19 protein-coding genes and 1 pseudogene are annotated in these 21,368 nt (G+C 62.6%); 15 read left to right on the top strand and 5 right to left on the bottom strand.

The window, feature by feature from the left end:
• The first annotated feature begins 280 nt into the window (after window positions 1-280).
• The 7 genes and pseudogenes from IX761_RS25900 (at window position 281) to IX761_RS27770 (ending at window position 8,078) form a co-directional block, all read left to right on the top strand.
• Window positions 281-829 (top strand): fimbrial protein, encoded by a 549-nt coding sequence (locus IX761_RS25900; RefSeq protein WP_194792331.1) that lies wholly within the window; start codon window positions 281-283, stop codon window positions 827-829.
• Window positions 830-893: 64 nt separating this feature from the next.
• Complete coding sequence (locus tag IX761_RS25895) at window positions 894-1,625, top strand: molecular chaperone (RefSeq protein WP_194792330.1); 732 nt, start codon at window positions 894-896, stop codon at window positions 1,623-1,625.
• A gap of 31 nt (window positions 1,626-1,656) precedes the next feature.
• The gene (locus tag IX761_RS25890; protein WP_194792329.1) at window positions 1,657-4,164 is read left to right on the top strand and encodes a fimbria/pilus outer membrane usher protein; all 2,508 of its coding nucleotides are present in this window, start codon (window positions 1,657-1,659) and stop codon (window positions 4,162-4,164) included.
• Between the two features lie 491 nt (window positions 4,165-4,655).
• A complete protein-coding gene (locus IX761_RS25885) occupies window positions 4,656-5,255 on the top strand; it encodes a fimbrial protein (protein WP_194792328.1) in 600 nt (199 codons plus the stop codon).
• 591 nt (window positions 5,256-5,846) lie between these two features.
• Entirely contained in the window at window positions 5,847-6,392 is a 546-nt protein-coding gene (locus IX761_RS25880; protein ID WP_194792327.1) for a fimbrial protein, read from the top strand.
• A gap of 102 nt (window positions 6,393-6,494) precedes the next feature.
• Window positions 6,495-6,824 (top strand): annotated as a pseudogene (locus IX761_RS27775) (PAS domain-containing protein); the annotation flags it as partial.
• Between the two features lie 372 nt (window positions 6,825-7,196).
• Window positions 7,197-8,078: a methyl-accepting chemotaxis protein gene (locus IX761_RS27770; RefSeq protein WP_416366821.1), complete on the top strand. Its 882-nt coding sequence runs from the start codon at window positions 7,197-7,199 to the stop codon at window positions 8,076-8,078.
• 366 nt (window positions 8,079-8,444) lie between these two features.
• On the opposite strand, the gene IX761_RS25870 is transcribed toward IX761_RS27770, so the two are convergent.
• The 4 genes from IX761_RS25870 to norR form a co-directional block, all read right to left on the bottom strand.
• Complete coding sequence (locus IX761_RS25870) at window positions 8,445-9,179, bottom strand: YkgJ family cysteine cluster protein (protein ID WP_194792325.1); 735 nt, start codon at window positions 9,177-9,179, stop codon at window positions 8,445-8,447.
• A complete protein-coding gene (locus IX761_RS25865; RefSeq protein WP_194792324.1) occupies window positions 9,176-9,487 on the bottom strand; it encodes a hypothetical protein in 312 nt (103 codons plus the stop codon). Before IX761_RS25865 ends, IX761_RS25870 begins: the two co-directional genes overlap by 4 nt.
• An 88-nt stretch (window positions 9,488-9,575) precedes the next feature.
• Entirely contained in the window at window positions 9,576-10,475 is a 900-nt protein-coding gene (locus IX761_RS25860) for a chemotaxis protein (RefSeq protein ID WP_194792323.1), read from the bottom strand.
• Window positions 10,476-10,716: 241 nt separating this feature from the next.
• Complete coding sequence (gene norR / locus IX761_RS25855) at window positions 10,717-12,270, bottom strand: nitric oxide reductase transcriptional regulator NorR (RefSeq protein ID WP_194792322.1); 1,554 nt, start codon at window positions 12,268-12,270, stop codon at window positions 10,717-10,719.
• Window positions 12,271-12,424: 154 nt separating this feature from the next.
• Here norR and hmpA point away from each other — a divergent pair, with 154 nt between their 5' ends.
• A complete protein-coding gene (hmpA, locus tag IX761_RS25850) occupies window positions 12,425-13,603 on the top strand; it encodes an NO-inducible flavohemoprotein (protein ID WP_194792321.1) in 1,179 nt (392 codons plus the stop codon).
• 116 nt (window positions 13,604-13,719) lie between these two features.
• Here the strand turns inward: hmpA and IX761_RS25845 are convergent, their stop codons facing one another.
• Window positions 13,720-13,890, bottom strand: a complete 171-nt coding sequence (locus IX761_RS25845; protein ID WP_194792320.1) for a hypothetical protein — start codon at window positions 13,888-13,890, stop codon at window positions 13,720-13,722.
• Between the two features lie 244 nt (window positions 13,891-14,134).
• Between IX761_RS25845 and IX761_RS25840 the strand changes: the two genes are divergently transcribed.
• From IX761_RS25840 to IX761_RS25810, 7 genes are all read left to right on the top strand, one after another.
• Window positions 14,135-14,641, top strand: a complete 507-nt coding sequence (locus IX761_RS25840) for a disulfide bond formation protein B (RefSeq protein WP_194792319.1) — start codon at window positions 14,135-14,137, stop codon at window positions 14,639-14,641.
• Window positions 14,642-15,200: 559 nt separating this feature from the next.
• On the top strand, window positions 15,201-16,145 hold the full coding sequence (cyoA, locus tag IX761_RS25835) for a ubiquinol oxidase subunit II (RefSeq protein WP_194792318.1): 945 nt from the start codon (window positions 15,201-15,203) through the stop codon (window positions 16,143-16,145).
• Between the two features lie 3 nt (window positions 16,146-16,148).
• The gene (gene cyoB / locus IX761_RS25830) at window positions 16,149-18,170 is read left to right on the top strand and encodes a cytochrome o ubiquinol oxidase subunit I (protein ID WP_194792317.1); all 2,022 of its coding nucleotides are present in this window, start codon (window positions 16,149-16,151) and stop codon (window positions 18,168-18,170) included.
• A 3-nt stretch (window positions 18,171-18,173) separates the two neighbouring features.
• The gene (gene cyoC, locus IX761_RS25825; RefSeq protein ID WP_194792316.1) at window positions 18,174-18,797 is read left to right on the top strand and encodes a cytochrome o ubiquinol oxidase subunit III; all 624 of its coding nucleotides are present in this window, start codon (window positions 18,174-18,176) and stop codon (window positions 18,795-18,797) included.
• Window positions 18,797-19,129, top strand: coding sequence for a cytochrome o ubiquinol oxidase subunit IV (cyoD, locus tag IX761_RS25820; protein WP_194792315.1), 333 nt, complete (start codon window positions 18,797-18,799; stop codon window positions 19,127-19,129). Before cyoC ends, cyoD begins: the two co-directional genes overlap by 1 nt.
• Window positions 19,130-19,140: 11 nt before the next feature.
• Complete coding sequence (gene cyoE, locus IX761_RS25815) at window positions 19,141-20,028, top strand: heme o synthase (RefSeq protein WP_194792314.1); 888 nt, start codon at window positions 19,141-19,143, stop codon at window positions 20,026-20,028.
• Between the two features lie 1,175 nt (window positions 20,029-21,203).
• On the top strand, window positions 21,204-21,368 hold a 165-nt coding region (locus IX761_RS25810; RefSeq protein WP_194792313.1), incomplete at its 3' end, for a transposase.

The following is a 21,368-nucleotide window of genomic DNA, read 5'->3' as shown; positions in this document are numbered from 1 at the left end:
GGTCATGTCGGGGCGGCCGGTTCGGGGAAGGGGTCGAGTCTCTTATAGCCTGTTCAGCGGGTCAGCAGCGTGACCGCTGGCTGACACGACTGTCAGCTTCATCTGTCGTCGGAAATTTCCCGCATGGCTTGGGAAATCGTTCCCGTGGTCTTGCTCCGTTTCGACCTGAGCTGTCTCGAGGAGCCCGGCATCATGGCCCCCGTATCCGGTAGCCATGATCGGTTGCCGTTGCACGGACCATACAAGCGCACAACGCGCAGTATCAAGAAAGGGAGCATCCATGAAAAAGGTAACCTTGAGCGGCCTGGCCGCCGCATTGGCATTGGTGGGCGCGACCCAGTTCGCCCAGGCTGCCGACGGCGAGATCAGCTTCGAAGGCACCATCATCAACAGCACCTGCGCCATCGAGATCGGCAATGGCACCGGCGGTGCCAAGGGCGTGGTCAAGCTGGGCGACCAGGTACCGGTGAGCAGCCTGGCCAAGGCCGGCGATGTGGCGGGGGGTGGCTCGTTCACCTTGCAGGTGGACGCCAGCGACCCAGGTTGCGACATCACTGGCAAGGCCGCCACCGTGACCTTCCTGCCGATCACCGGCTCTGCCGGCGCGGCGGGCCAGTGGCTGGCGCTGGAGCCGGTCGCGGGCGCGGCCAGCAACGTGGCGGTGCAACTGCGTGACTACTCCGGCACCGAGCTGCCGGTCTCCGAGCCGTCCGGCGAATATGCCAACCTCGCTCAACCCCTGCGCTTCACCGCCAACTACATCGCCACGGGCGCGGCCACGCCTGGCCCGGCCAACGCCAAGGCGCAGTTCACCGTAAACATCCAGTAACGCCGGCTCTATCTGCGCTCTCGCCCGAGGGCGCAGTTTGCCTCGAACCGAACAGGGGTCTGTGATGTTACGCACTTATCCACAGCGGCTGCTTGCCGGTACGTTACTGCTGGCGCTGTTGCCGGCTGCCGCCCAGGCGGGGGTCACCCTGAGCGGCACCCGCATCATTTTCGACGCCAGCAAGCGCGATGCCTCGATCACCGCCGGCAACGGCACCGACAAGCCCTACGCGGTGCAGGCCTGGATCAACACCGAAGAAGACGACCATGCCATCAGCGCGCCGTTCATCGCCACGCCGCCGTTGTTCCGGCTGGATGCGATGAAGGAGCAGATGGTGCGCATCGTACCCACCGCCCACGACCTGCCGGCGGATCGCGAGTCGGTGTTCTACTTCAATGCCCAGGAAATTCCGGCGTCCAGCACTGATGAGGGCAATACGCTAAAGATCGCCCTGCGCACCCGGATCAAGCTGTTCTACCGGCCCAAGGGCCTGCAAGGCAGCCTGCTCGAGGCCTTGCCCCGCTTAGAGTGGGCCGTTCGCCAGGAGGCCGGGCAGCCGCAATTGCAGGTGCACAACCCAACGCCGTTCCACGTTTCGTTCATCCATATCAAGGTCGCCGATGGCAAGCGCGACAGCGAGATCGACAAGCCGGTGATGGTCGCGCCGTTCTCGTCCCGCCAGTACGCCATCGCCCCACGCCTGGGCTGGACGCCCAGCAGCGTCGAGTTCTCGGTGATCAACGACTACGGCGGCTACACCAAGCCCGAACGGGTCAGCCTCAGCGCTGCACGTTGACTTTCGCCCGTACCCTCATCGAGTAACTGCAATGCCCAAGACTTCCTGCCACCGGCTGCATGCCGGCGGCCCAGCCCTGCTCGCCTGCCTGATGGGTTTCAGCATGCCTGTCACCCAGGCGGCGACGTTCGACAGCAGCTTCATGCAGCCTTTCGGCGGTGGCTCGGCAGGCCCCAACCTGGACCTGGAGGCCATTGCCCACAACGCCCAGGTGGCGCCGGGGCTGCACCGGGTGAGCATTCGCCTCAACCAGAGCTTCTATGACCGCCGCGAGCTGCGTTTCGACGATGCCGGCCATGGCGAGGTACGTGCCTGCCTGAGCCCGGCGATGCTCGACGGCATGGGCGTCAAGCTGGCCGCGTTCGTCGACCAGGTCGAGCTCGACAGGCTCGACTGCGTCGACCTGCCAGGGGTGATCGAGGGGGCGCTGGTCAGCTTCGACCCCGCCTACCTGGCGCTCGACATCAGCGTGCCGCAGGTGGCCTTGCGTCGCGATGCGGCGGGCTACGTGGCGCCCGAGGAGTGGGACGCGGGGATCAACGCCGGCTTGCTCAACTACCAGTTCACCGGCACCCAGGGCCATACCGCCGGGCAGGGCGATCACAACCAGTTCAGCCTCTATCTCAGTGGTGGCCTGAACCTCGCAGGCTGGCGCCTGCGCTCCAGCGGCAACTATAACCAGGACCAGCAAGGGCGCCGACAATGGCAGCGCTCGACCAGCTACGCCCAGACCGACCTGCCCGGCAGCCTCGGCACCTTCACCTTGGGCGAAAGCTTCACCGCTGGCGATGTGTTCGACAGCTTGCCGTTTCGCGGCGTGCAGCTGGCCAGCGACATCGGCATGCTGCCCGACTCGATGCAGGGCTACGCCCCGGTGATCCGCGGCGTGGCGGAAACCCGCGCGCGGGTCGAGGTGCGCCACAACGGCTACTCGCTGTACTCCACCTTCGTGCCGCCCGGGCCGTTCGAGATCAACGACCTGAATGCGTCCAGCGGCAGTGGCGACCTGGAGGTGATCATCACCGAGGCCGATGGCCGCGAGCGACGCTTCACCCAACCCTACGCGACCCTGGGCAACCTGCTGCGTGAGAACACCTGGCGCTACGGCCTGACCTTCGGCGAATACAACGCCGTCGATGAATACGGCAACCGCCCGGGGCTGGCGCAAGCCACGCTGGCTTATGGCCTGCCCTACGACTACACGGTATCGGGCGGGCTGTTGGGCAACGATTTCTACCGCGCCACGCAACTGGGCCTGGGCAAGAACCTGGGCAGCTACGGTGCCCTCTCGCTGGACCTGACCCAGGCCCGAACCGAAGGGCGTGACGGGCGTACCGATCAAGGGCGCAGCTATGGCATCCGCTACGGCAAGGCCTTCGCCACCGGCACGTCGGTGCGCTTCGCCGGCTACCGCTACTCGACCGAAGGCTACCGCGACTTCAGCGAAGCGGTGTGGCAGCACCAGGGCGATGACTTCAACCGCATGACCAAGCGCAGCCGGGTGCAGGCCAGCATCAACCAGAATTTCGGCAACACCTCGCTCTATCTCAACCTCAGCCAGCAGGACTACTGGAACACCTCGCGCCGCGAGCGCCAGCTGCAACTGGGCGTCAACACCGTCTACCGTGGCGTCAGCTATGGGGTGTACGCCAGCAAGAGCCTGGTGGATTCGTTCGGCCAGTCGAGCTTCATCAGCTTCAACGTCTCCATCCCGCTGGGCGGTGGTGGCAGCGGCAGCCTGGCGCTGACCCGCAACAACGACGGCAGCTTTGATCAGCGGGCCGGTTACCGGGGGCGTAGCGGCAACCTCAACTACGCGGTCGATGCCAGCCATGCCGAGCGCTCCGGGGGCAGTGGCTCGGCGTCGCTCAATTACCTGGCACCGTTCGCCCAGTTGGGGGCTGGAGTGAGTGCTGGCGAGCATTATCAGCAAGTCAACCTCAGTGCTTCGGGTTCGTTGCTGGCGCACGGCGGTGGCGTCGCCCTTGGGCACACCCTCGGCGAAACCGTGGGGCTGGTGCAGGTGCCCGACACGCCGAATGTTGGGCTAGCCAATGCCCCGGGCACCAAGACCAACGCCGACGGTTATGCGCTGATCCCCTACCTCACCCCCTACCGCAAGAACCGCGTGAGCCTGGACACGGGGGGGCTGGACCACCACACCGAAATCGACAACGGCGTAACCAACGTGGTGCCGCGCCGGGGGGCGGTGGTCAAGGCCGAATTCGCCGCTCAGCGGGTGGAGAAGGTACTGCTCAATCTGCGCCTGGAGGATGGTGGCTTGCCGCCGTTCGGCGCGCAGGTGGTGGATGGCGAGCAGCGCACGGTCGGTGTGGTGGGGCCAGGTGGCCAGGTGCTGCTGGCGCTGGAGGGCGAGGCTGGTGCGGTGACCGTGCGCTGGGGGCGGTCGTTGCGTGATCAGTGCCGGGTGCTGGTGGCGGCCACGGGCGAAGCTCCGACGCAGGGTTATCGCCAGGTGGACAGCGTCTGCCGGGTGGGCGATGTGGCGTTGGGTGGTTCAGGTTTGCCGAGGCGATGACGCGACACCCAAGTAAATCTCAGCATTGGAAGGTCACGATGGCGAAGTCTTGCAAATCTAAGTTGGGCTGGGCGATGGCAGTAAGCGTGTGGCTGCCGTTGCAGGCCTTGGGGTGTGATTTCCCGCAGGGGTTCTTCCACCGGTGGGAAATGAGTGTGGGCGATCTTTTCATTGGGCGGGATGCGCCGATCGGAACAGTGATCAAGGCGTTACCTTACATGACCAGTGAGCGATTTCACGCAACTGGCATTTTATGCAGGCCGGGGGCGCGTTTTGATGTTGATTCACCCTTGCCTAAAATCTTCAACTCACCGCTGGTCCCCCCCGGAGATGTCATCCTTCAGACCCGCATTCCTGGTGTCGGGGTAGTGGTTGCCGGTTCTATGATGCCGCAATACGCCGAATACGCGACGATCGTGCCTGGGCAAGGCCACAGGAACTGGGGAATTCCGTACCACGCCGTGCTAAATCCTGGTATCGGGGTCAGGATCTTGGCTGCCGGCGTTTACTACCGCTTCATCAAGATCGGCCCGGTCGATGCTGGGATGGGGACTCAGCCCCTGGCCGGGCATGTTCTTGCCGAATTTAACAACAACCTCGGTGGCAGGGTGATGGAAGTGGTGATCACCTCCGGATCCATCAACGTAGCAATGTGCGGCCTACCGGGCGCCCCTGGCACCCAGGTCATGGTCCCCATGGGCACCTGGCGTACCGGCCAGTTCCACGGTGAAGGCAGTGTCACCGACACCCAGACATTCAACGTACCGGTGCAGGCCTGCCAAGCGGGCACCGACCCGCGCAACCAGAATTTCGCCGCCCTGCGCCTGGACCCGCGCAATGGCTCCAGTGTGCTCGATGCCCAGCGCGGCATCCTGGGGCTGAACGCCGACTCGGACGCCACGGGTGTCGGTGTACAGGTACTCAAGGCCGACCTCACGCCCATGCCGCTCACCGAAGAGGTAGAGATGGTGCGCATGAGCAATGGCGACCTCAATATCCCCATGGCCGCGCGTTACATCCAGGTGGGCAACCAGACGCCGGTGGGCGGTGTAGCCAATGCCTCGGTGGGTTTCACCCTGACCTACAAGTAACACCCATGGAATGGACCGCAAGGCGTGATGCACACACAGCCGATGCTCAAATGAATGAAGGTAAGGGGAGTAGAAAAAATGGCAAGGTCTTGCAAGTACAACGTGGTCTGGAGCGTAGCGATGGCGTTGTGGTTGCCGCTACAAGCAGTGGCGTGCGATTTTCCAGCCGGTTTCTTCGTGCGAAGGGAAGTGAACGTGGGGGATCTGTTCATCGGACGAGATGCGCCGATCGGCACCGTGATCAAGGCGTCACCTCACTTGCGAAGCGAGCGGTTCCATCCGACCGGGATAACCTGCAAGCCGGGTTCGCGTTTCGACGTAGACTCGCCCTTGCCAAAAATTTTCAACTCCCCGCTGGTACCTCCAGGCGACGTCATTCTCCAGACGCGTATTCCAGGCATTGGGGTTGTAGTGGCTGGGCATATGAGTGGTGGCAGTGTTGATAACCGCTGGACGAGAGTTCCGAGAGAGGGGTTTCAGGGCTGGGGGGTTCCGCACCACGCTACGCATGACACCCCCGGTGTCTGGTTGGGGATCATCAGTTCGGGGCTGTATTACCGCTTCATCAAGATTGGCCCCGTCGAGGCGGACATGGGCGTGCAGCCTCTGGCCGGTCACATCCTGGCCGAGCTCACCAATAACATTGGCGGCAGGGTGATGGAGATGGTGATCACCTCCGGCTCGATCAACGTGGCGATGTGTGGCCTGCCAGGTGCCCCGGCTACGCAGGTTACCGTGCCGATGGGCACCTGGCGTACCGGCCAGTTCCGTGGTGAGGGCAGTGTCACCGACACCCAGACATTCAACGTACCGGTGCAGGCCTGCCAGGCCGGCACGAACCCGCGCAACCAGAACTTTGCCGCCCTGCGCCTGGACCCGCGCAATGGCTCCAGTGTGCTCGACGCGCAGCGCGGCCTCCTTGGCTTGAATGCCGATTCCGACGCTACCGGGGTTGCTGTGCAGGTACTCAAAGCCGACCTGACCCCCATGCCGCTGACCGAGGAGGTGCAGATGGTGCGCATGACCAACGGCGACCTCAACATCCCCATGGCGGCGCGTTACATCCAGGTGGGCACGGACACACCGGTGGGGGGCGTGGCCAACGCCTCGTTGGGTTTCACCCTGACCTACAAATGAGGCGTCGAGCACCAGAAGACTGCGCTGGATCAACAGTTGATCGCAAATTGCCACTAATCTCGGACGCCCTGCCGCTGTTCCCCATAACAACGAGTGCCTCCGATGAAGTGCAATTTGCCCGTTACCGGTCGCGAAGTGGATTACCCCGGCGACGCCAACATCCTGTCCACCACCGACCTGGACAGCCGTATCAGCTACGCCAACGACGTGTTCCTGCGGGTCAGCGGTTTCTCCCGCGAGGAACTGCTGGGCCAGCCTCACCACCTCGTCCGCCACCCGGACATGCCGCCCCAGGCATTCGCCCAGATGTGGCAAGCGCTCAAGGCCGGGCGTTCGTGGATGGGCTTGGTGAAGAATCGGTGCAAGAACGGCGATCACTATTGGGTGAGCGCGTTCGTCTCGCCGATCAGCAGTGGTGGGCAGACCCTGGAGTATCAGTCGGTGCGGACCAAGCCCGGCAGGGCGCAAGTGGAGGCGGCCGAGCGTTGTTATGCGCGATTGCGTGAAGGGCGCAGCAGCTGGCGCGAGCGTTTGCCGGTCATCGGCTTGGGCGCACGGCTGGCATTGGCAGTCGGGCTGGTCCTGGCGTCGGTGATCGGCGTGGCGCAGTGGTGGCAGGGTGCGCCACTGTTGCTGTCGCTGCTCGAAGTGCTGGTTGCGGCGGGCCTGAGCAGCCTGGCGGTCTGGCTGCTGTTGCGGCCTTATGAGCGGCTGCGTCGCGAGGCCTTGGCCATTGCCGACAACCCGCTGAGCCAGCGGTTGTACACCGGGCGTCGCGACGGCCTGGGCCAGATCGAGTTCGCCATGCGCATGCTCAAGGCGCAACTGGGCGCAGTGGTCGGGCGTATCGGCGACACCTCGTCACGCCTGGCCGGGCACTCCGGCTCGTTGGTCGAGGCGTTGCACAGCAGCCATGCCAACAGCCTGGAGCAGCAGAACGAGGCCGACCAGGTGGCGACGGCGATCCACCAGATGAGCGCCAGTGTTGCTCAGGTGGCCAGTAGCGCGCAGATGGCCTCGATGGCCGCCGACCAGGCCGAGGATGAAACCCAGGCCGGCCATCAGTTGGTCGACCGCAATCGCTGCGCCATTCAGGACCTGGCCGGCTCGCTGGTGGAGGCCAGCGAGGTGATCCAAAAGCTGGAAAACCACAGCAGCGAAATTTCCGGGGTGCTCGACGTGATTCGCGGCATCGCCGAACAGACCAACCTGCTGGCGCTCAACGCCGCCATCGAGGCGGCGCGTGCCGGTGACCAGGGGCGTGGTTTTGCCGTGGTCGCCGACGAGGTACGCGGCCTGGCCCAGCGCACCGCCCAGTCCACCCACGATATCCAGCACATGATCACCGCCTTACAGGAGGGTGCCCGTGCCGCGGTGCAGGTGATGCGCGAGAGCAGTACCCATGCCGGGCATAGCGTGGAACAGGCGCAGTTGGCCAGCGATGCGCTGGACAGCATCAGCGTGCGGGTCAACCAGATCAACGCGATGAGTGTGCAGATCGCGGCGGCGGTGGAGCAGCAGAGCCAGGTCAGCGAGAACATCAATCGCAACATCGTCAGCATCCGCCAGGCCAGCGAGGCGACGGTGGCGGTGGGGCAGCGCAGCCACGGCAGCGCCAGTGACGTGGCGGACCTGGCGCAAGACCTGCGCCGGCTGGCGGATGAGTTCTGGCGGCGGTGTCAGTGAGTGTGCTCTGTGTTGCCTGATCTGGCCAATCGCCGGCAAGCCGGCTCCCACATCTTGCGCGGTCTCTGTAGGCGCGGCCTTGCCGGGGCGCCGGACCGGTCGGAAAGGGCCGCAGAGCGGCCCCGGCGATCTTGGGCGTACCCGAGATCCTGGGGGCGCTGCGCACCCCGTTCGCGACACAAGGCCGCTCCTACAAAATCTTGCGCAAGACAGTTGCTCCCACCTCAAGCGCGCTGCCTTCAAACCATGCGCAATACTGTGGGAGCTGGCTTGCCAGCGATGAGGCCAGTACAGGCAGTACAAGACAGTTGTTCCCACGGGGCCTGCACTACACCTGTGGGAGCCGGCTTGCCGGCGATTGGGCCATTAGAAACCGATGTAGGCGAAGTAGACCGGGGGCTCTGAAGTGGTCTGCAGGTGATGATCCTGCAAGGTCGCTGCCGTTACCGTGTCAGGCACATGCACCTGCCACTCGGCACCACTGTCTGCCGGCACCGTCTGCAGCACCACGGCAAACGCGCTCATCTCCGGCAACCAGGCGGTGAAGCCATTGCCCTTGAGCGCGCTGGTGGTGATCCCCAGCGCCTGGCAGATCGCGACCTTGGCCGCGATATCCTCACGGTCGGCCTGGCGCGACGCTTCGATCAGCGCTCTGAGCCCGGCGTCCTGGAGCTGACCACCGTGGATCAACTGCGGACCCTGGACCCACGCCTCGGCCGGGCAGTCCTTGTTCTCAGGCCGCAATGGCAGGTGCGGGTTGATTTCGGCCGGGTAGATGCGGCAGACCAGCGGGCGGGTTTCATAGATGGTGCACAGGTCGTTTTCGTCGAGGTTGCGGCAGCGGCCCGGGTTGAACGCGGCGAAGGTTACCGACACCCGCAACTCGCCTTCACCACAGCGCACCGGGTACGACCGGCGCAGCACATGCTCGCGTTGATCCGCCGGCATGCCCGGCCCATCGGCGACGAAACCTTCGACCAGCACCACCACCTGGCCACCGGCCTGCGCCCATTGGCGTGCTTCGGCCAGGGTCAACGGCACATGGTGGCCGGTGCAGCACTTGCCACAGCCGGTACAGGCGAAACGCAGGTCGTCGCTCACTGCTTGCCCGCTTCCCACTCGGTGACGACTGCCTGCTGACGCTGGCGGTCGTACAGGCACAGCTCGGTGCCGGAGCGGTTGTTCATGTGCTTCTGTGGGTAGACGCCTTCGATCAGCAGCGCGCTGTAGCCAACCTGGTCATCGAATTCGGCGGGTTTGCCCAGGGCGTGGGCGTCCTTGAACTGGCTGGCCTTCAGGCAGGCCTTGAGCATCTGTTGGCGCTGGTCGTTCCAGGCTTGAGGGCTGGAGGCGTGGGCCACGCCACTGAACAGTGCGCAGCCGATCAGGAGAGAACTGAGGTATTTCATACGCGATACCGGCCATGAAGATCCGAAGGGCGCGAATTATGCCCGAACCTTCTCCCACATCAAGTCAGGCAATTCCTGACTTGATGTTTCAGTGCTCGGCGAAAACCACTGCCCGCGCCGCCGTCACCAGGCAGTTGGTCAGCTCCGGCGAGGAGAACTTGGTCAGGATCGCATTGGCCCCTGCGGCCTTGGCCTTCTCGCCGCTCATGGCGCTGTCCAGCGAGGTGTGCAACAGGATGTAGAGGTGCTGGAAGTCCGGGGTTTCGCGCAGGGTACGGGTGAAGGCGAAACCGTCCATCTCGGACATCTCGATGTCCGAGACGATGATGTTGATTTCCTTGTCCGTGCCCTGCAGCTCCAGCAGCACGTTGATCGCGTCCTTGGCACTGCGCGCGGTATGGCAGTCGATACCCAGGTTGCGCAGGGTGTGCACCGACTGCTGCAGCGCCACTTGGCTGTCGTCCACCACCAGGATATTGGCGGCGGCCAGCAGGCTGGCGTCTTCCTCGCTGACTTCGCCGGGATGTGGCTCATGCTGCGGTGGGGCGATGCCGTGAATGACCTTTTCGATGTCCAGCACCTGTACCAGGTTGTTATCGACCCGGGTCACGCCGGTGATGAACGAGCGGTTGCCCGAACCGAACGGCGGCGGTTTGATGTCGGTGCTCAGGCAGTGGATGATGCGGCTCACCGCCTGCACGTGCAGGCCCTGGCGCGAGCGGCTGATCTCGGTGACGATCAGGCAGCCGCCGTCGGGGTCGGCCAGGGGCATTTCGCCGATGGCGCGGGACAGGTCGATCACCGACAGCGAATTGCCGCGCAGGGTGGCCACGCCTTTGACGTGGGGGTGGGCTTCCGGCAGCTTGGTCAGCGGCGGGCAGGGGATGATCTCGCTGACCTTGAGCAGGTTGATCGCCATCAGCTTGCCGCTGCGCAGGGTGAACAGCAGCAGCGACAGCGAGTCCGCACGGGCTTTTTGCGTGGCCATGGGCAACCTTTATGCAGGAATGGGAGGATGCCGGGTTATCGGCTTTTTGACGTCAGGCTTTAGCTTAGTTTGCTATTCAGGGTCACATTTGCCGGGTTTGCACGCACGTTGTAGGAGCGGCCTTGTGTCGCGAAAGGGCTGCAGCGCAGCCCCAGGATTTCAGCGCGGAAGGAGAAATCGCCGGGGCCGCGTTGCGACCCTCTCGCGGCACAAGGCCGCCCCTACAGGTGGCGTGCAAGCCTTACTGGCGCAACCCCAAGCGCTTGGCCAACCGGCTCAGGTTGGCCCGGTCCAGCCCCAATTCACGCGCCGCAGAAGCCCAGTTGTCGCCATGGCGCTTGAGGCATGCCTCGACGATCTGCCGCTGATACTCATCTACCGCCTCACGCAATCCACCTTGCGGCAGGGATACCTCTGGCTGCGTGGCAGGGGAGGGTGCAACGACCGCCGGCAAGGCTGGGCGCAGGTCGAGGTCAGCCGCTTCCAGGGTGAGGATCTTCGGCCGTTGCCCATGCTGCCCCAGCGCCTTGAGCGCCGAGCGCCCGATCAGGTGCTCCAGCTCACGCACGTTACCCGGCCAGTCGTAGGCCAGCAGCGCCTGTTGCGCATCGCTGGACAGCCGCAGGCTGCCCAGCCCCAGGCGCGAGCGGTTCTGTTCGAGAAAGTAGCCGGCCAGCATCAACACATCGCGGCCGCGCTCACGCAGCGGGGGTACCTGCAACGGGTACACGCTGAGCCGGTGATAGAAGTCGGCGCGGAACTGGCCATTGCGCACTTCTTCGGCCAGGTCACGGTTGGTCGCCGCGATCAGCCGTACATCCACCAGGTGGTCGCGGTCCGAGCCCAGGCGCTGCAACTGGCCGCTCTGCAACACCCGCAGCAGCTTGGCCTGAACCGCAAGCGGCAGTTCACCGACCTCGTCGAGGAACAACGTGCCGCCGTTGGCCAGCTCGAACTTGCCGCGCCGCTCGCCATGGGCGCCAGTGAAGGCCCCGCGGACATGACCGAACAGTTCGCTCTCCACCAGGGTGTCGGGCAGCGCGGCGCAGTTGAGGCTGATCAGTGGTTTATCGGCGCGCTTGCTGGCGCGGTGCAGGGCCTGGGCCACCAGCTCCTTGCCGACGCCGGTCTCGCCGGTGATCAGTACGGTCAGGTCGCTGCTGCCCACCAGGCGGACCTCCTCGACCAGGCGTTTGTGCGCCTTGCTCTGGCCAATCAGTTCGCGATCCTGGCCGCTGGCCTGGCGGTATACCTCGGCGCGTTGGTGCTCGTCCTCGGCGCGCAGCGCCAGGTGTTCGATGCGCTCGGCCACGGTCACCGTGGCGGCGGCCAGGCTGGCGAAGGCCTGCAGCGCGTCGAGCTCCAGGCTCTGGAACTGCCCGGGGGTGAGGGCATCGAGGGTCAGCAGGCCCCAGGGCTGTTCGTCGACCATCAGTGGGCAGCCCATGCAGTCGTGCACTTCCAGGTCGACATGGGCGGCATCGACCAGCCCGTCGTAGGGGTCTGGCAGCGGGCTGTCACTGGGGAAGCGGGTCGGTTCTGGCCGGCTCAGCAGCGCCTCGAAGCGCGGATGCTCACTGACCCGGAAGCGTCGGCCGAGGGTATCCGGGGACAAACCATCCACCGCCAGCGGCACCAGCCATTCGCCGTCCAGCCGCAACAGCGCCGCAGCATCGCAGGGCAGCAGCCCGCGCATGGCCTGGAGCAGGCGGCGGTAGCGTTCCTGGTCGGGCAGGTCGCACGACAGGTCGCTGACCAGGGGGAGGAGGGCGGTGAGCAGGGGCTTTGCAGTCATATGGACTCCTGTTGGTCGGAATGACTATACGCCTGAGTGTGTCGTTTTGACACTTGAGCGTTGAAAGCCCTGATTTCATTGAAGATTAAAGTTGGCACGATTGCTGAAAAGAACTACGCAACCATTCGAAGCCATAGGCTCAGGAGTTGTCGCAATGCTCAATGCCGAACAACGTGCAATCATCAAGGCCACTGTCCCTCTGCTGGAAAGCGGTGGCGAGGCCCTGACCACCCACTTCTACAAGCTGATGCTCAGCGAGTACCCCGAGGTTCGCCCGCTGTTCAACCAGGCGCACCAGGCCAGCGGCGACCAGCCACGTGCCCTGGCCAACGGCGTGCTGATGTACGCCCGCCATATCGACAGGCTTGAACAGCTGGGCGGCCTGGTCGGCCAGATCATCAACAAGCATGTGGCCCTGCAGATCCTCCCCGAGCACTACCCGATCGTCGGCAGTTGCCTGCTGCGCGCCATCGAGGAAGTACTGGGCAAGGACATCGCCACCCCCGAGGTGATCGCCGCCTGGGCTGCCGCCTACGGCCAACTGGCCGACATTCTCATCGGTGCCGAAGAGAACCTGTACAAGCAGAAGGAAGAGGCTGCCGGTGGCTGGCGCGGCACCCGTGAATTCCGCCTGGTGCGCCGCGAGCAGGAAAGCAGCGAGATCGTTTCGTTCTACTTCGCCCCAGTGGACGGCAAGCCGGTGCTCAAGGCCGAACCTGGCCAGTACATCGGTTTGAAACTGGACATCGATGGCCAGGAGCAGCGCCGCAACTACTCGCTGTCGGCCCTGTGCGATGGCGAGCAGTACCGCATCAGCGTCAAGCGCGAGGCGGGGGGCAAGGTCTCCAACTACCTGCATGACGGGTTGATGGTCGGCGATACCCTGCAGCTGTTCCCGCCGTCGGGTGACTTCTCCCTGACCGCCAGCGACAAGCCGCTGGTGCTGATCAGCGGTGGTGTGGGCATCACCCCGACCCTGGCCATGCTCGAGGCGGCGCTGAAGACCGAGCGCCCGGTGCACTTCATCCACTGCGCGCGCAATGGCGCGGTGCATGCCTTCGCTGACTGGATCGATGGGCTGGCCGCGCGTCATCCGCAGCTCAAGCGCTTTTACTGCTATGCCGAGGACGATGGCAGCCGCAGTGCCGACGCGGTAGGCCTGCTGGACCAGGACCTGCTGGGCGAGTGGCTGCCGCGCGAGCGTGACGTGGATGCCTACTTCCTCGGGCCGAAAGGCTTCATGGCGGCGATCAAGCGCCAGCTCAAGGCACTTGGCGTACCGGAAGGGCAGAGCCGCTACGAGTTCTTCGGGCCGGCGGCGGCGCTGGAGTAATTCGCTTCTCTCATCGCGGGGCAAGCCCGCTCCCACAAGGTCGAAGTTGACTGTGTGGGAGCGGGCTTGCCCCGCGATGGATTACCGCATCCCTCCCAATCGCTGCGGTTCGGCGTTCAGCCTGGCCGGTCCTTCATGCCATGCTCCTGCCCGTGGGTAATCGAGAACGAAACGGACATCTGCATTCGGTATGCGGGGCCGAACGGGCCGAGCGCCGAACCGCAGCGATTGGGCCCAACCCCTTCTTCTATATAAGGAAGGATGAACGCGGTGACACCCGCCTTCATCGTTAATCCTCCTTTAATCACTGTATCCTTCACTCCCGAGTGTCGAGGGACCTGCCCCTGCCCGGCGCTCGGGCCGCGGTGTATTTCACGCGGTCGTTGAACCGAAACCGGCCCGCCCGGTCCTAGGTCATCAGTGGATAGCCGCGCACGCCATTGCTCGACGCAACCAACCGTCATCTCCAGCGTGTAGACTTGGCGCCCCTCGGGCAGCCAGCGCTGCCACACTCCATCGAAGGAATCGGCAATGAACGAACTCTCATCGCGCCTGAACCGCGAACGGCGCTTCCTGGTGCTCCTCGGCGTGATCTGCCTGGCGCTGATCGGCGGTGCCCTGTACATGCAGGTGGTACTGGGCGAGGCCCCTTGCCCGTTGTGTATCCTGCAACGCTACGCCCTGCTGTTCATTGCCCTGTTCGCCTTCATCGCCGCGGCCATGCCCGGGCGCAAGAGCCTGACCTTCTTCGAGGCGCTGGTAGTGCTCAGCGCCATTGGCGGCATCGTTGCAGCCGGCAACCATGTGTATATACTCGCCAACCCGATGGTCAGCTGCGGCATCGACACCTTGCAGCCGATCGTCGACGACCTGCCGCTGGCCAAGCTCTGGCCGTTGGCGTTCCAGGTCGACGGTTTCTGCTCCACCCCCTATCCGCCGATTCTTGGGTTGTCCCTGGCGCAATGGGCGCTGGTGGCGTTCGTCCTGACGTCGATCCTGGTGCCCCTGGGGATCTACCGAAACCGACGTCGCGCTTAGACCAAAGTCCCGAATTGACCTGGGTCTATTACAGTGTCGGATAAGGCGCACGACGCCGCAGGCAGTTGATTCAGGTCAAGCTCGAAGCCTTGCGCTACGAGGGTTTCAGGGCTATCAAGCGGGGTGCGACAAACTGTCGCGAAGTTGATTTTTTGAGCGCTATTGTTGCAGATCCTGTAAAAGACTGTTGCTCAATAAGTCATAGTCAAGGTCTATCGACCTATCTACAATCGCCCCCAATTTCCGTTCGGCACTGCTTGCGAGTCGCAGGATTGATGGAAGCCGCTGCGCTTTCCATTTGCTGACTTCGACAAGTTTCGCCCAACGGCGATCCGGGCGGACACCCCTCCGCGTTTTCCCGCACCAAATGGACTTGGTCTGAAGTACAGGCCTGTTGCCTACGAAACCATAAGCACCGCTAACTCGCTTGAAGCCAAGGTCCAGCAGTCGGACCCCGGGCAGGAGCGAGTACGGGCGCGAAATGCCGCACTTGGCAGGACGAAGTGTTGGCGACCAAAACACAAATTGCATTGAAGCAAGCTGATCTAGAGGTCGTGAGATGAGTAAAAAGCGTTACCCCAGACTGTTTGGCATATTGCCCTTTTTAGGCATGCTTTTACTCAGTGGGTGCAACTGGACCCTGCTCGACCCTAAGGGCCAGGTCGGCATTGAGCAGAAGAACCTGATCCTGATCGCCACCGGCCTGATGCTGCTGGTGGTTATTCCCGTGATCATCATGACCCTGGCGTTCGCCTGGAAGTACCGTGCTTCCAACAAGGCCGCCACCTACACCCCCGACTGGTCGCACTCGACCAAGATCGAAGCTGCGGTGTGGATCATCCCGATCCTGATCATCATCGCCCTGGGTTATGTCACCTACCACTCCACCCACAAGCTGGACCCGTACCGTCCACTGGATTCCGATGTGAAGCCGGTGCAGATCGACGTGGTCGCGCTGGACTGGAAATGGCTGTTCATCTACCCGGAACAAGGCATTGCCACGGTCAACACGATCGTCTTCCCGGCTAACACCCCGGTCAACTTCCGCGTCACCTCGGACGCCGTGATGAACTCGTTCTTCATCCCGGGCCTGGGCGGCCAGATCTACGCCATGGCTGGCATGACCACCAAACTGCACCTGATCGCCAACGAGAACGGTGTGTTTGACGGTATCAGCGCCAACTACAGCGGCGCCGGTTTCACCGGTATGAAATTCAAGGCAACCGCCACTTCGCAAGCTGACTTCGATGCATGGGTCGCGCAAGTGAAGGCCTCGCCGAAGAAGCTGGACAAGGCCGAATACGAAGCCCTGGCCAAACCAAGCGAAAACAACCCAGTCGCGCTGTACAGCGAGGCTCCGGCTGACCAGTTCCAGCGCATCGTCGACAAGTACGAAGGCATGAACCGCGGCAAGCCGGTCCACGAAGAAGCAGGCAGCAAAGACCTGGCCACCACCAAGGGTGTGGAATCGAGTATGCAACCAGCTGCCGGTGCAGAGGAGTAAGAGATGTTCGGTAAATTAACTCTGGAGGCGATACCGTATCACGAGCCGATAGTCATGGTGACGCTTGCCATGATCGCGCTCGGTGGTATCGCTGTCGTTGGTGCCATCACCTATTTCCGCAAGTGGACCTACTTGTGGACCGAGTGGCTGACCACGGTCGACCACAAGAAAATCGGCGTGATGTACATCATCGTCGCGATGGTCATGCTGCTGCGCGGCTTCGCCGACGCCATCATGATGCGTACCCAGCTGGCTGCCGCTACCGGTGGCTCCGAAGGCTATTTGCCGCCTGAACACTATGACCAGATCTTCACCGCCCACGGTGTGATCATGATCATCTTCATGGCGATGCCGTTCTTCACCGGCCTGATGAACCTTGCGGTTCCGCTGCAGATCGGTGCACGTGACGTTGCCTTCCCGTTCCTGAACTCCCTGAGCTTCTACCTGCTGCTGGCAGGCGTGCTGCTGGTCAACATCTCGCTGGGCGTTGGTGAATTCGCCAAGACCGGCTGGGTTGCCTATCCGCCGCTGGCGGGCATCCAGTACAGCCCTGGGGTGGGTGTCGACTACTACATCTGGGCGCTACAGCTCTCAGGCTTGGGTACGACACTGACCGGCGTGAACTTCCTCGTCACCGTGATGAAGATGCGCGCCCCTGGCATGAAGCTGATGGACATGCCGATCTTCACCTGGACCTGCACCTGGGCCAACGTGCTGATCGTCGCTTCGTTCCCGATCCTGACCGCCGCACTCGCCCTGCTGACTGTTGACCGTTATCTGGACTTCCACATTTTCACCAACGAGCTTGGTGGGAACCCGATGATGTACGTCAACCTGTTCTGGGCCTGGGGTCACCCTGAGGTTTACATCCTGATCCTGCCGGCCTTCGGCGTGTTCTCGGAAGTAACTTCGACGTTCTCTGGCAAACGCCTGTTCGGCCACCACTCGATGATCTACGCATCGGGCGCCATCGCCATCCTTGGCTTTGCGGTCTGGCTGCACCACTTCTTCACCATGGGTGCCGGCGCCAGCGTCAACACCTTCTTCGGCCTGGCGACGATGCTGATCTCCATTCCGACCGGTGTGAAGCTGTTCAACTGGCTGTTCACCATGTACCAAGGCCGTGTGCGCTTCACCGCACCGATGCTCTGGACCCTGGGCTTCATGGTCACCTTCTCCATCGGTGGCATGACCGGCGTACTGCTGGCCGTTCCAGGTGCTGACTTCGTTCTGCACAACAGCCTGTTCGTTATCGCTCACTTCCACAACGTGATCATCGGTGGCGCGGTATTCGGCTACATCGCCGGTTTCGCCTTCTGGTTCCCGAAAGCCTTCGGTTTCACCCTGAACGAGAAGTGGGGCAAAGCTGCCTTCTGGTTCTGGCTGTCGGGCTTCTACGTTGCGTTCATGCCGCTGTACGCCCTGGGCTTCATGGGCATGACCCGTCGTCTGAACCACTCCGACAACCCACTGTGGGAACCCTACCTGTACGTAGCCGTGGTCGGCGCCGTGCTGATCCTGTTCGGTATCGCTTGCCAGCTGATCCAGATCTACGTATCGGTTCGCGACCGCAAAGACAACATGGACGTCACTGGCGACCCATGGGGCGGCCGTACCATCGAATGGTCCACTTCGTCGCCACCGCCGTTCTACAACTTCGCTCACATGCCTGAGAAAGTTGGCCTGGACGCCTGGCACGAAGCCAAGGAAGCCGGCGTTGCGTACAAGGTTCCGGCCAAGTACGAAGCGATCCACATGCCGAGCAACACCGCTACCGGCCTGTTCATGGGTCTGTTCCTGACCGTGTTCGGCTTCGCCTTCATCTGGCACATCTGGTGGCTGGTGGGCGCGAGCCTGGTTGCGACCATCGCGGTCTTCGTTCGCCACGCTGCACGTGACGACCAGGGCTACATGGTTCCGGCCGAAGAAGTGGCGCGCATCGAAGGCGAGCGCATGAAGGCGCTGGCCAAGGCTGGTGTACTGCCTGCCGGCGGCGCACGTGTCGAATCGTTTGAACGGGTGTAATCAATGTCCAGTCAAGTAATCCACGGTGGCGCGCATGGTCATGACCATGCTCACGATGACCACCACCACGACTCGGGCCAGATGACCGTCCTCGGTTTCTGGCTGTACCTGATGACCGACTGCATCCTGTTTGCGTCGCTCTTCGCCACCTACGCGGTGCTGTCCGGCGGTTTCGCCGGCGGCCCGTCGGGTCACGACATCTTCCAGCTCGACTTCGTGCTGGTCGAAACCGCGTTCCTGCTGCTGTCCTCGATCACCTTCGGCTTCGCCATGCTGAAGATGTTCGACGGCAAGAAAGCCGGTGTACTGGGCTGGTTGGCCGTGACCTTCCTGTTCGGTGCAGCGTTCATCGCGATGGAAATCTATGAATTCCATCACCTGATCGCCGAAGGCTACGGCCCGCAGCGCAGTGGCTTCCTGTCGGCGTTCTTCGCGCTGGTCGGTACCCACGGCCTGCACGTGACTGCTGGTCTGATCTGGATGGCAATCATGATGTACCAGATCAACAAGCACGGCATCACGCCGACCGCCAAGACCCGCATGAGCTGCCTGAGCCTGTTCTGGCACTTCCTCGACGTGGTCTGGATCTGCGTATTCACCGTCGTCTACCTGCTGGGAGTTCTGTAATGGCTAGCGCACACGACACTCATCACGAAGGCAATCACGGTAGCGTGAAGTCCTACATGATCGGCTTTGTACTGTCGATCATCCTGACCGCTATCCCGTTCGGCCTGGTGATGTTCCCGAGCCTGCCGAAGAACCTGACCGTCCTGATCGTGGTGGCCATGGCCGTCATCCAGGTGGTGGTACACCTTGTGTACTTCCTGCACATGGACCGCTCGAAAGAGCAGCGCTCCAACGTGTCGACGTTCCTGTTCACCGTACTGGTAATTGCACTGCTGGTCGGCCTGTCGCTGTGGATCATGTTCAGCATCCACTACGAAATGATGGCCAAGTGAGGTAAGACTGCATGTCCGTGAAGCACTTTATCCAAATCACCAAACCGGGGATCATTTTCGGTAACGTGCTTTCCGTGGCAGGCGGTTTCTTCCTTGCCGCGAAGGGCCATGTGGACTTCGCCCTGTTCCTGGCGGTGGTGATCGGTACTTCGCTGGTGGTGGCGTCCGGATGCGTGTTCAACAACTGCATCGACCGTGACATCGACCACAAGATGGAGCGCACCAAGAACCGCGTCATGGTGCAGGGCGGCATGTCGCTGCCCCTCGCGCTGACCTACGCCACCCTGCTCGGGGTGGCCGGTTTCAGCCTGCTGTATGTTCAGGCCAACCCGCTGTCGGCGTTCTGCGCCCTGGTTGGCTTCGTGGTCTACGTCGGCTTCTACAGCCTGTGGCTCAAGCGCAAATCGGTGCACGGCACCTTGGTTGGCAGCCTGTCCGGTGCCATGCCTCCGGTGATCGGCTACTGCGCTGTAAGCAACAGCTTCGACCTGGCTGCAGTCACGCTGCTGGTGATGTTCAGCCTGTGGCAGATGCCGCACAGCTTCGCCATCGCCATCTTCCGCTTCAAGGACTACAGCGCTGCCAACATCCCGGTCTTGCCGGTGGCACGTGGGATCCTCGCGGCGAAGAAGCAGATCGTGCTGTACGTGCTGGCCTTCGTGCTTGCTACCTTGATGCTCACCCTGGGCGGCTATGCTGGCCTGGGTTACCTTGCCGTGGCGGCTGCCATGGGTCTGTACTGGTTGTACATGGCCTGGGGTGGCTACAAGGCCGAGGATGACAGCAAGTGGGCGCGCAAGGTGTTTGGCTTCTCTATTCTGACCGTTACTGCGCTTAGCGTGATGATGGGGGTGGATAGCCAGACGGCGGCCGATGTGCTGATGACCTACGCGCGGTGATTGACCGCTGAACCAACAAACGCCCCGGCTTGCCGGGGCGTTTTGTTTTCTGGCGGTTTTATGATCCTGATTGTGGTTGATTAGTTAGTTGGTTAGTTGGTTAGTTGGTTGGTTGGTTTTGGAAGTTGTGGGCATATCCGTTTGCTTGGGTGACGCTTATTCACCTTTCCGCCCTTACGGCGGCTTACTTTGGTCTTGGCCAAAGTAAGCAAAGCCGCTCGCTCCCATCATCCGGCCCCTGCGCTTCGCTCCGGGGTTCCCTCACTCCGGTCTTGCTCCCGGGAGTACGCACCGAAGGGCCATCCATGGCCCATCGGTGCTCGACGGGCATCCATGCCCGTCGCCTCCCTCCGCAAGCCCTCCGATCGGCCTCCTGAAGTCGCGAAGTTAGGGGCGGCGCCTATATTGGCGCTGCTGTCGCTAGTTGGTTGTTGTGTTGGGTATCAAATTGCATTCGCCGGCAAGCCGGCTCCTACGGTGTACGAACTTTTAATTGCACACCCCGCCCGTAGGAGCCGGCTTGCCGGCGAACAGGCCATTACAAACACCACATCAATAACAATTGAATACTCGCTGCTCTTGCTCTTGCTCTTGCTCTTGCTCTTGCTTCTAAGCGCGCGATAGTCCAGTCACCGCCAAACGCGACTTCAGGAGGCCGAACGTAGGACTTGCGGAGCGGGGCGATGGGCATGGATGCCCATCGAGCACCGATGGGCCATGGATGGCCCTTCGGTGNTATCAAATTGCATTCGCCGGCAAGCCGGCTCCTACGGTGTACGAACTTTTAATTGCACACCCCGCCCGTAGGAGCCGGCTTGCCGGCGAACAGGCCATTACAAACACCACATCAATAACAATTGAATACTCGCTGCTCTTGCTCTTGCTCTTGCTCTTGCTCTTGCTTCTAAGCGCGCGATAGTCCAGTCACCGCCAAACGCGACTTCAGGAGGCCGAACGTAGGACTTGCGGAGCGGGGCGATGGGCATGGATGCCCATCGAGCACNGATGGGCCATGGATGGCCCTTCGGTGCGTCCACGCGGGAGCAAGGCCGGAGTGAGGGAACCCCGNAGCGCAGCGTAGGGGCCGGATGATGGGAGCAGGCGGTTTTGCTGGGCCTGTCCCCTGACAACGGACGCCAAGAAGCGATACTTACATCGTTCTCTTGGAGGTCGCCATGTACCCACGTACTCGCCGCAACTACACCGATGAGTTCAAAACGCAAGCCGTAGCTCTAGCCGAAAGCGTTGGCAGAACTGAAGCTGCACGTCAGCTTGAGATGTCCGTCAAAACGCTCGACAACTGGGTTGATGCTACGCGTAAAGGCCTGCCGCTGAGCTCT

Origin of the sequence: Pseudomonas sp. UFMG81 (genome assembly GCF_015354575.1) — a bacterium.
In the GTDB taxonomy this organism is placed as follows: Bacteria; Pseudomonadota; Gammaproteobacteria; order Pseudomonadales; family Pseudomonadaceae; genus Aquipseudomonas.
Note: the sequence above shows the minus strand (reverse complement) of the source record. Positions and strands in the feature narration are given on the sequence as shown.

Excerpts from the sequence above, each read along its gene's own strand:
- IX761_RS25900 (WP_194792331.1), top strand. The coding sequence starts at position 281 with ATGAAAAAGGTAACCTTGAGCGGCCTGGCCGCCGCATTGGCATTGGTG.
- IX761_RS25895 (WP_194792330.1), top strand. The coding sequence starts at position 894 with ATGTTACGCACTTATCCACAGCGGCTGCTTGCCGGTACGTTACTGCTG.
- IX761_RS25890 (WP_194792329.1), top strand. The coding sequence starts at position 1,657 with ATGCCCAAGACTTCCTGCCACCGGCTGCATGCCGGCGGCCCAGCCCTG.
- IX761_RS25880 (WP_194792327.1), top strand. The coding sequence starts at position 5,847 with ATGGGCGTGCAGCCTCTGGCCGGTCACATCCTGGCCGAGCTCACCAAT.
- IX761_RS27770 (WP_416366821.1), top strand. The coding sequence starts at position 7,197 with ATGCGCATGCTCAAGGCGCAACTGGGCGCAGTGGTCGGGCGTATCGGC.
- IX761_RS25865 (WP_194792324.1), bottom strand. The coding sequence starts at position 9,487 with ATGAAATACCTCAGTTCTCTCCTGATCGGCTGCGCACTGTTCAGTGGC.
- IX761_RS25860 (WP_194792323.1), bottom strand. The coding sequence starts at position 10,475 with ATGGCCACGCAAAAAGCCCGTGCGGACTCGCTGTCGCTGCTGCTGTTC.
- norR (WP_194792322.1), bottom strand. The coding sequence starts at position 12,270 with ATGACTGCAAAGCCCCTGCTCACCGCCCTCCTCCCCCTGGTCAGCGAC.
- hmpA (WP_194792321.1), top strand. The coding sequence starts at position 12,425 with ATGCTCAATGCCGAACAACGTGCAATCATCAAGGCCACTGTCCCTCTG.
- IX761_RS25845 (WP_194792320.1), bottom strand. The coding sequence starts at position 13,890 with ATGAAGGCGGGTGTCACCGCGTTCATCCTTCCTTATATAGAAGAAGGG.
- IX761_RS25840 (WP_194792319.1), top strand. The coding sequence starts at position 14,135 with ATGAACGAACTCTCATCGCGCCTGAACCGCGAACGGCGCTTCCTGGTG.
- cyoA (WP_194792318.1), top strand. The coding sequence starts at position 15,201 with ATGAGTAAAAAGCGTTACCCCAGACTGTTTGGCATATTGCCCTTTTTA.
- cyoB (WP_194792317.1), top strand. The coding sequence starts at position 16,149 with ATGTTCGGTAAATTAACTCTGGAGGCGATACCGTATCACGAGCCGATA.
- cyoC (WP_194792316.1), top strand. The coding sequence starts at position 18,174 with ATGTCCAGTCAAGTAATCCACGGTGGCGCGCATGGTCATGACCATGCT.
- cyoD (WP_194792315.1), top strand. The coding sequence starts at position 18,797 with ATGGCTAGCGCACACGACACTCATCACGAAGGCAATCACGGTAGCGTG.
- cyoE (WP_194792314.1), top strand. The coding sequence starts at position 19,141 with ATGTCCGTGAAGCACTTTATCCAAATCACCAAACCGGGGATCATTTTC.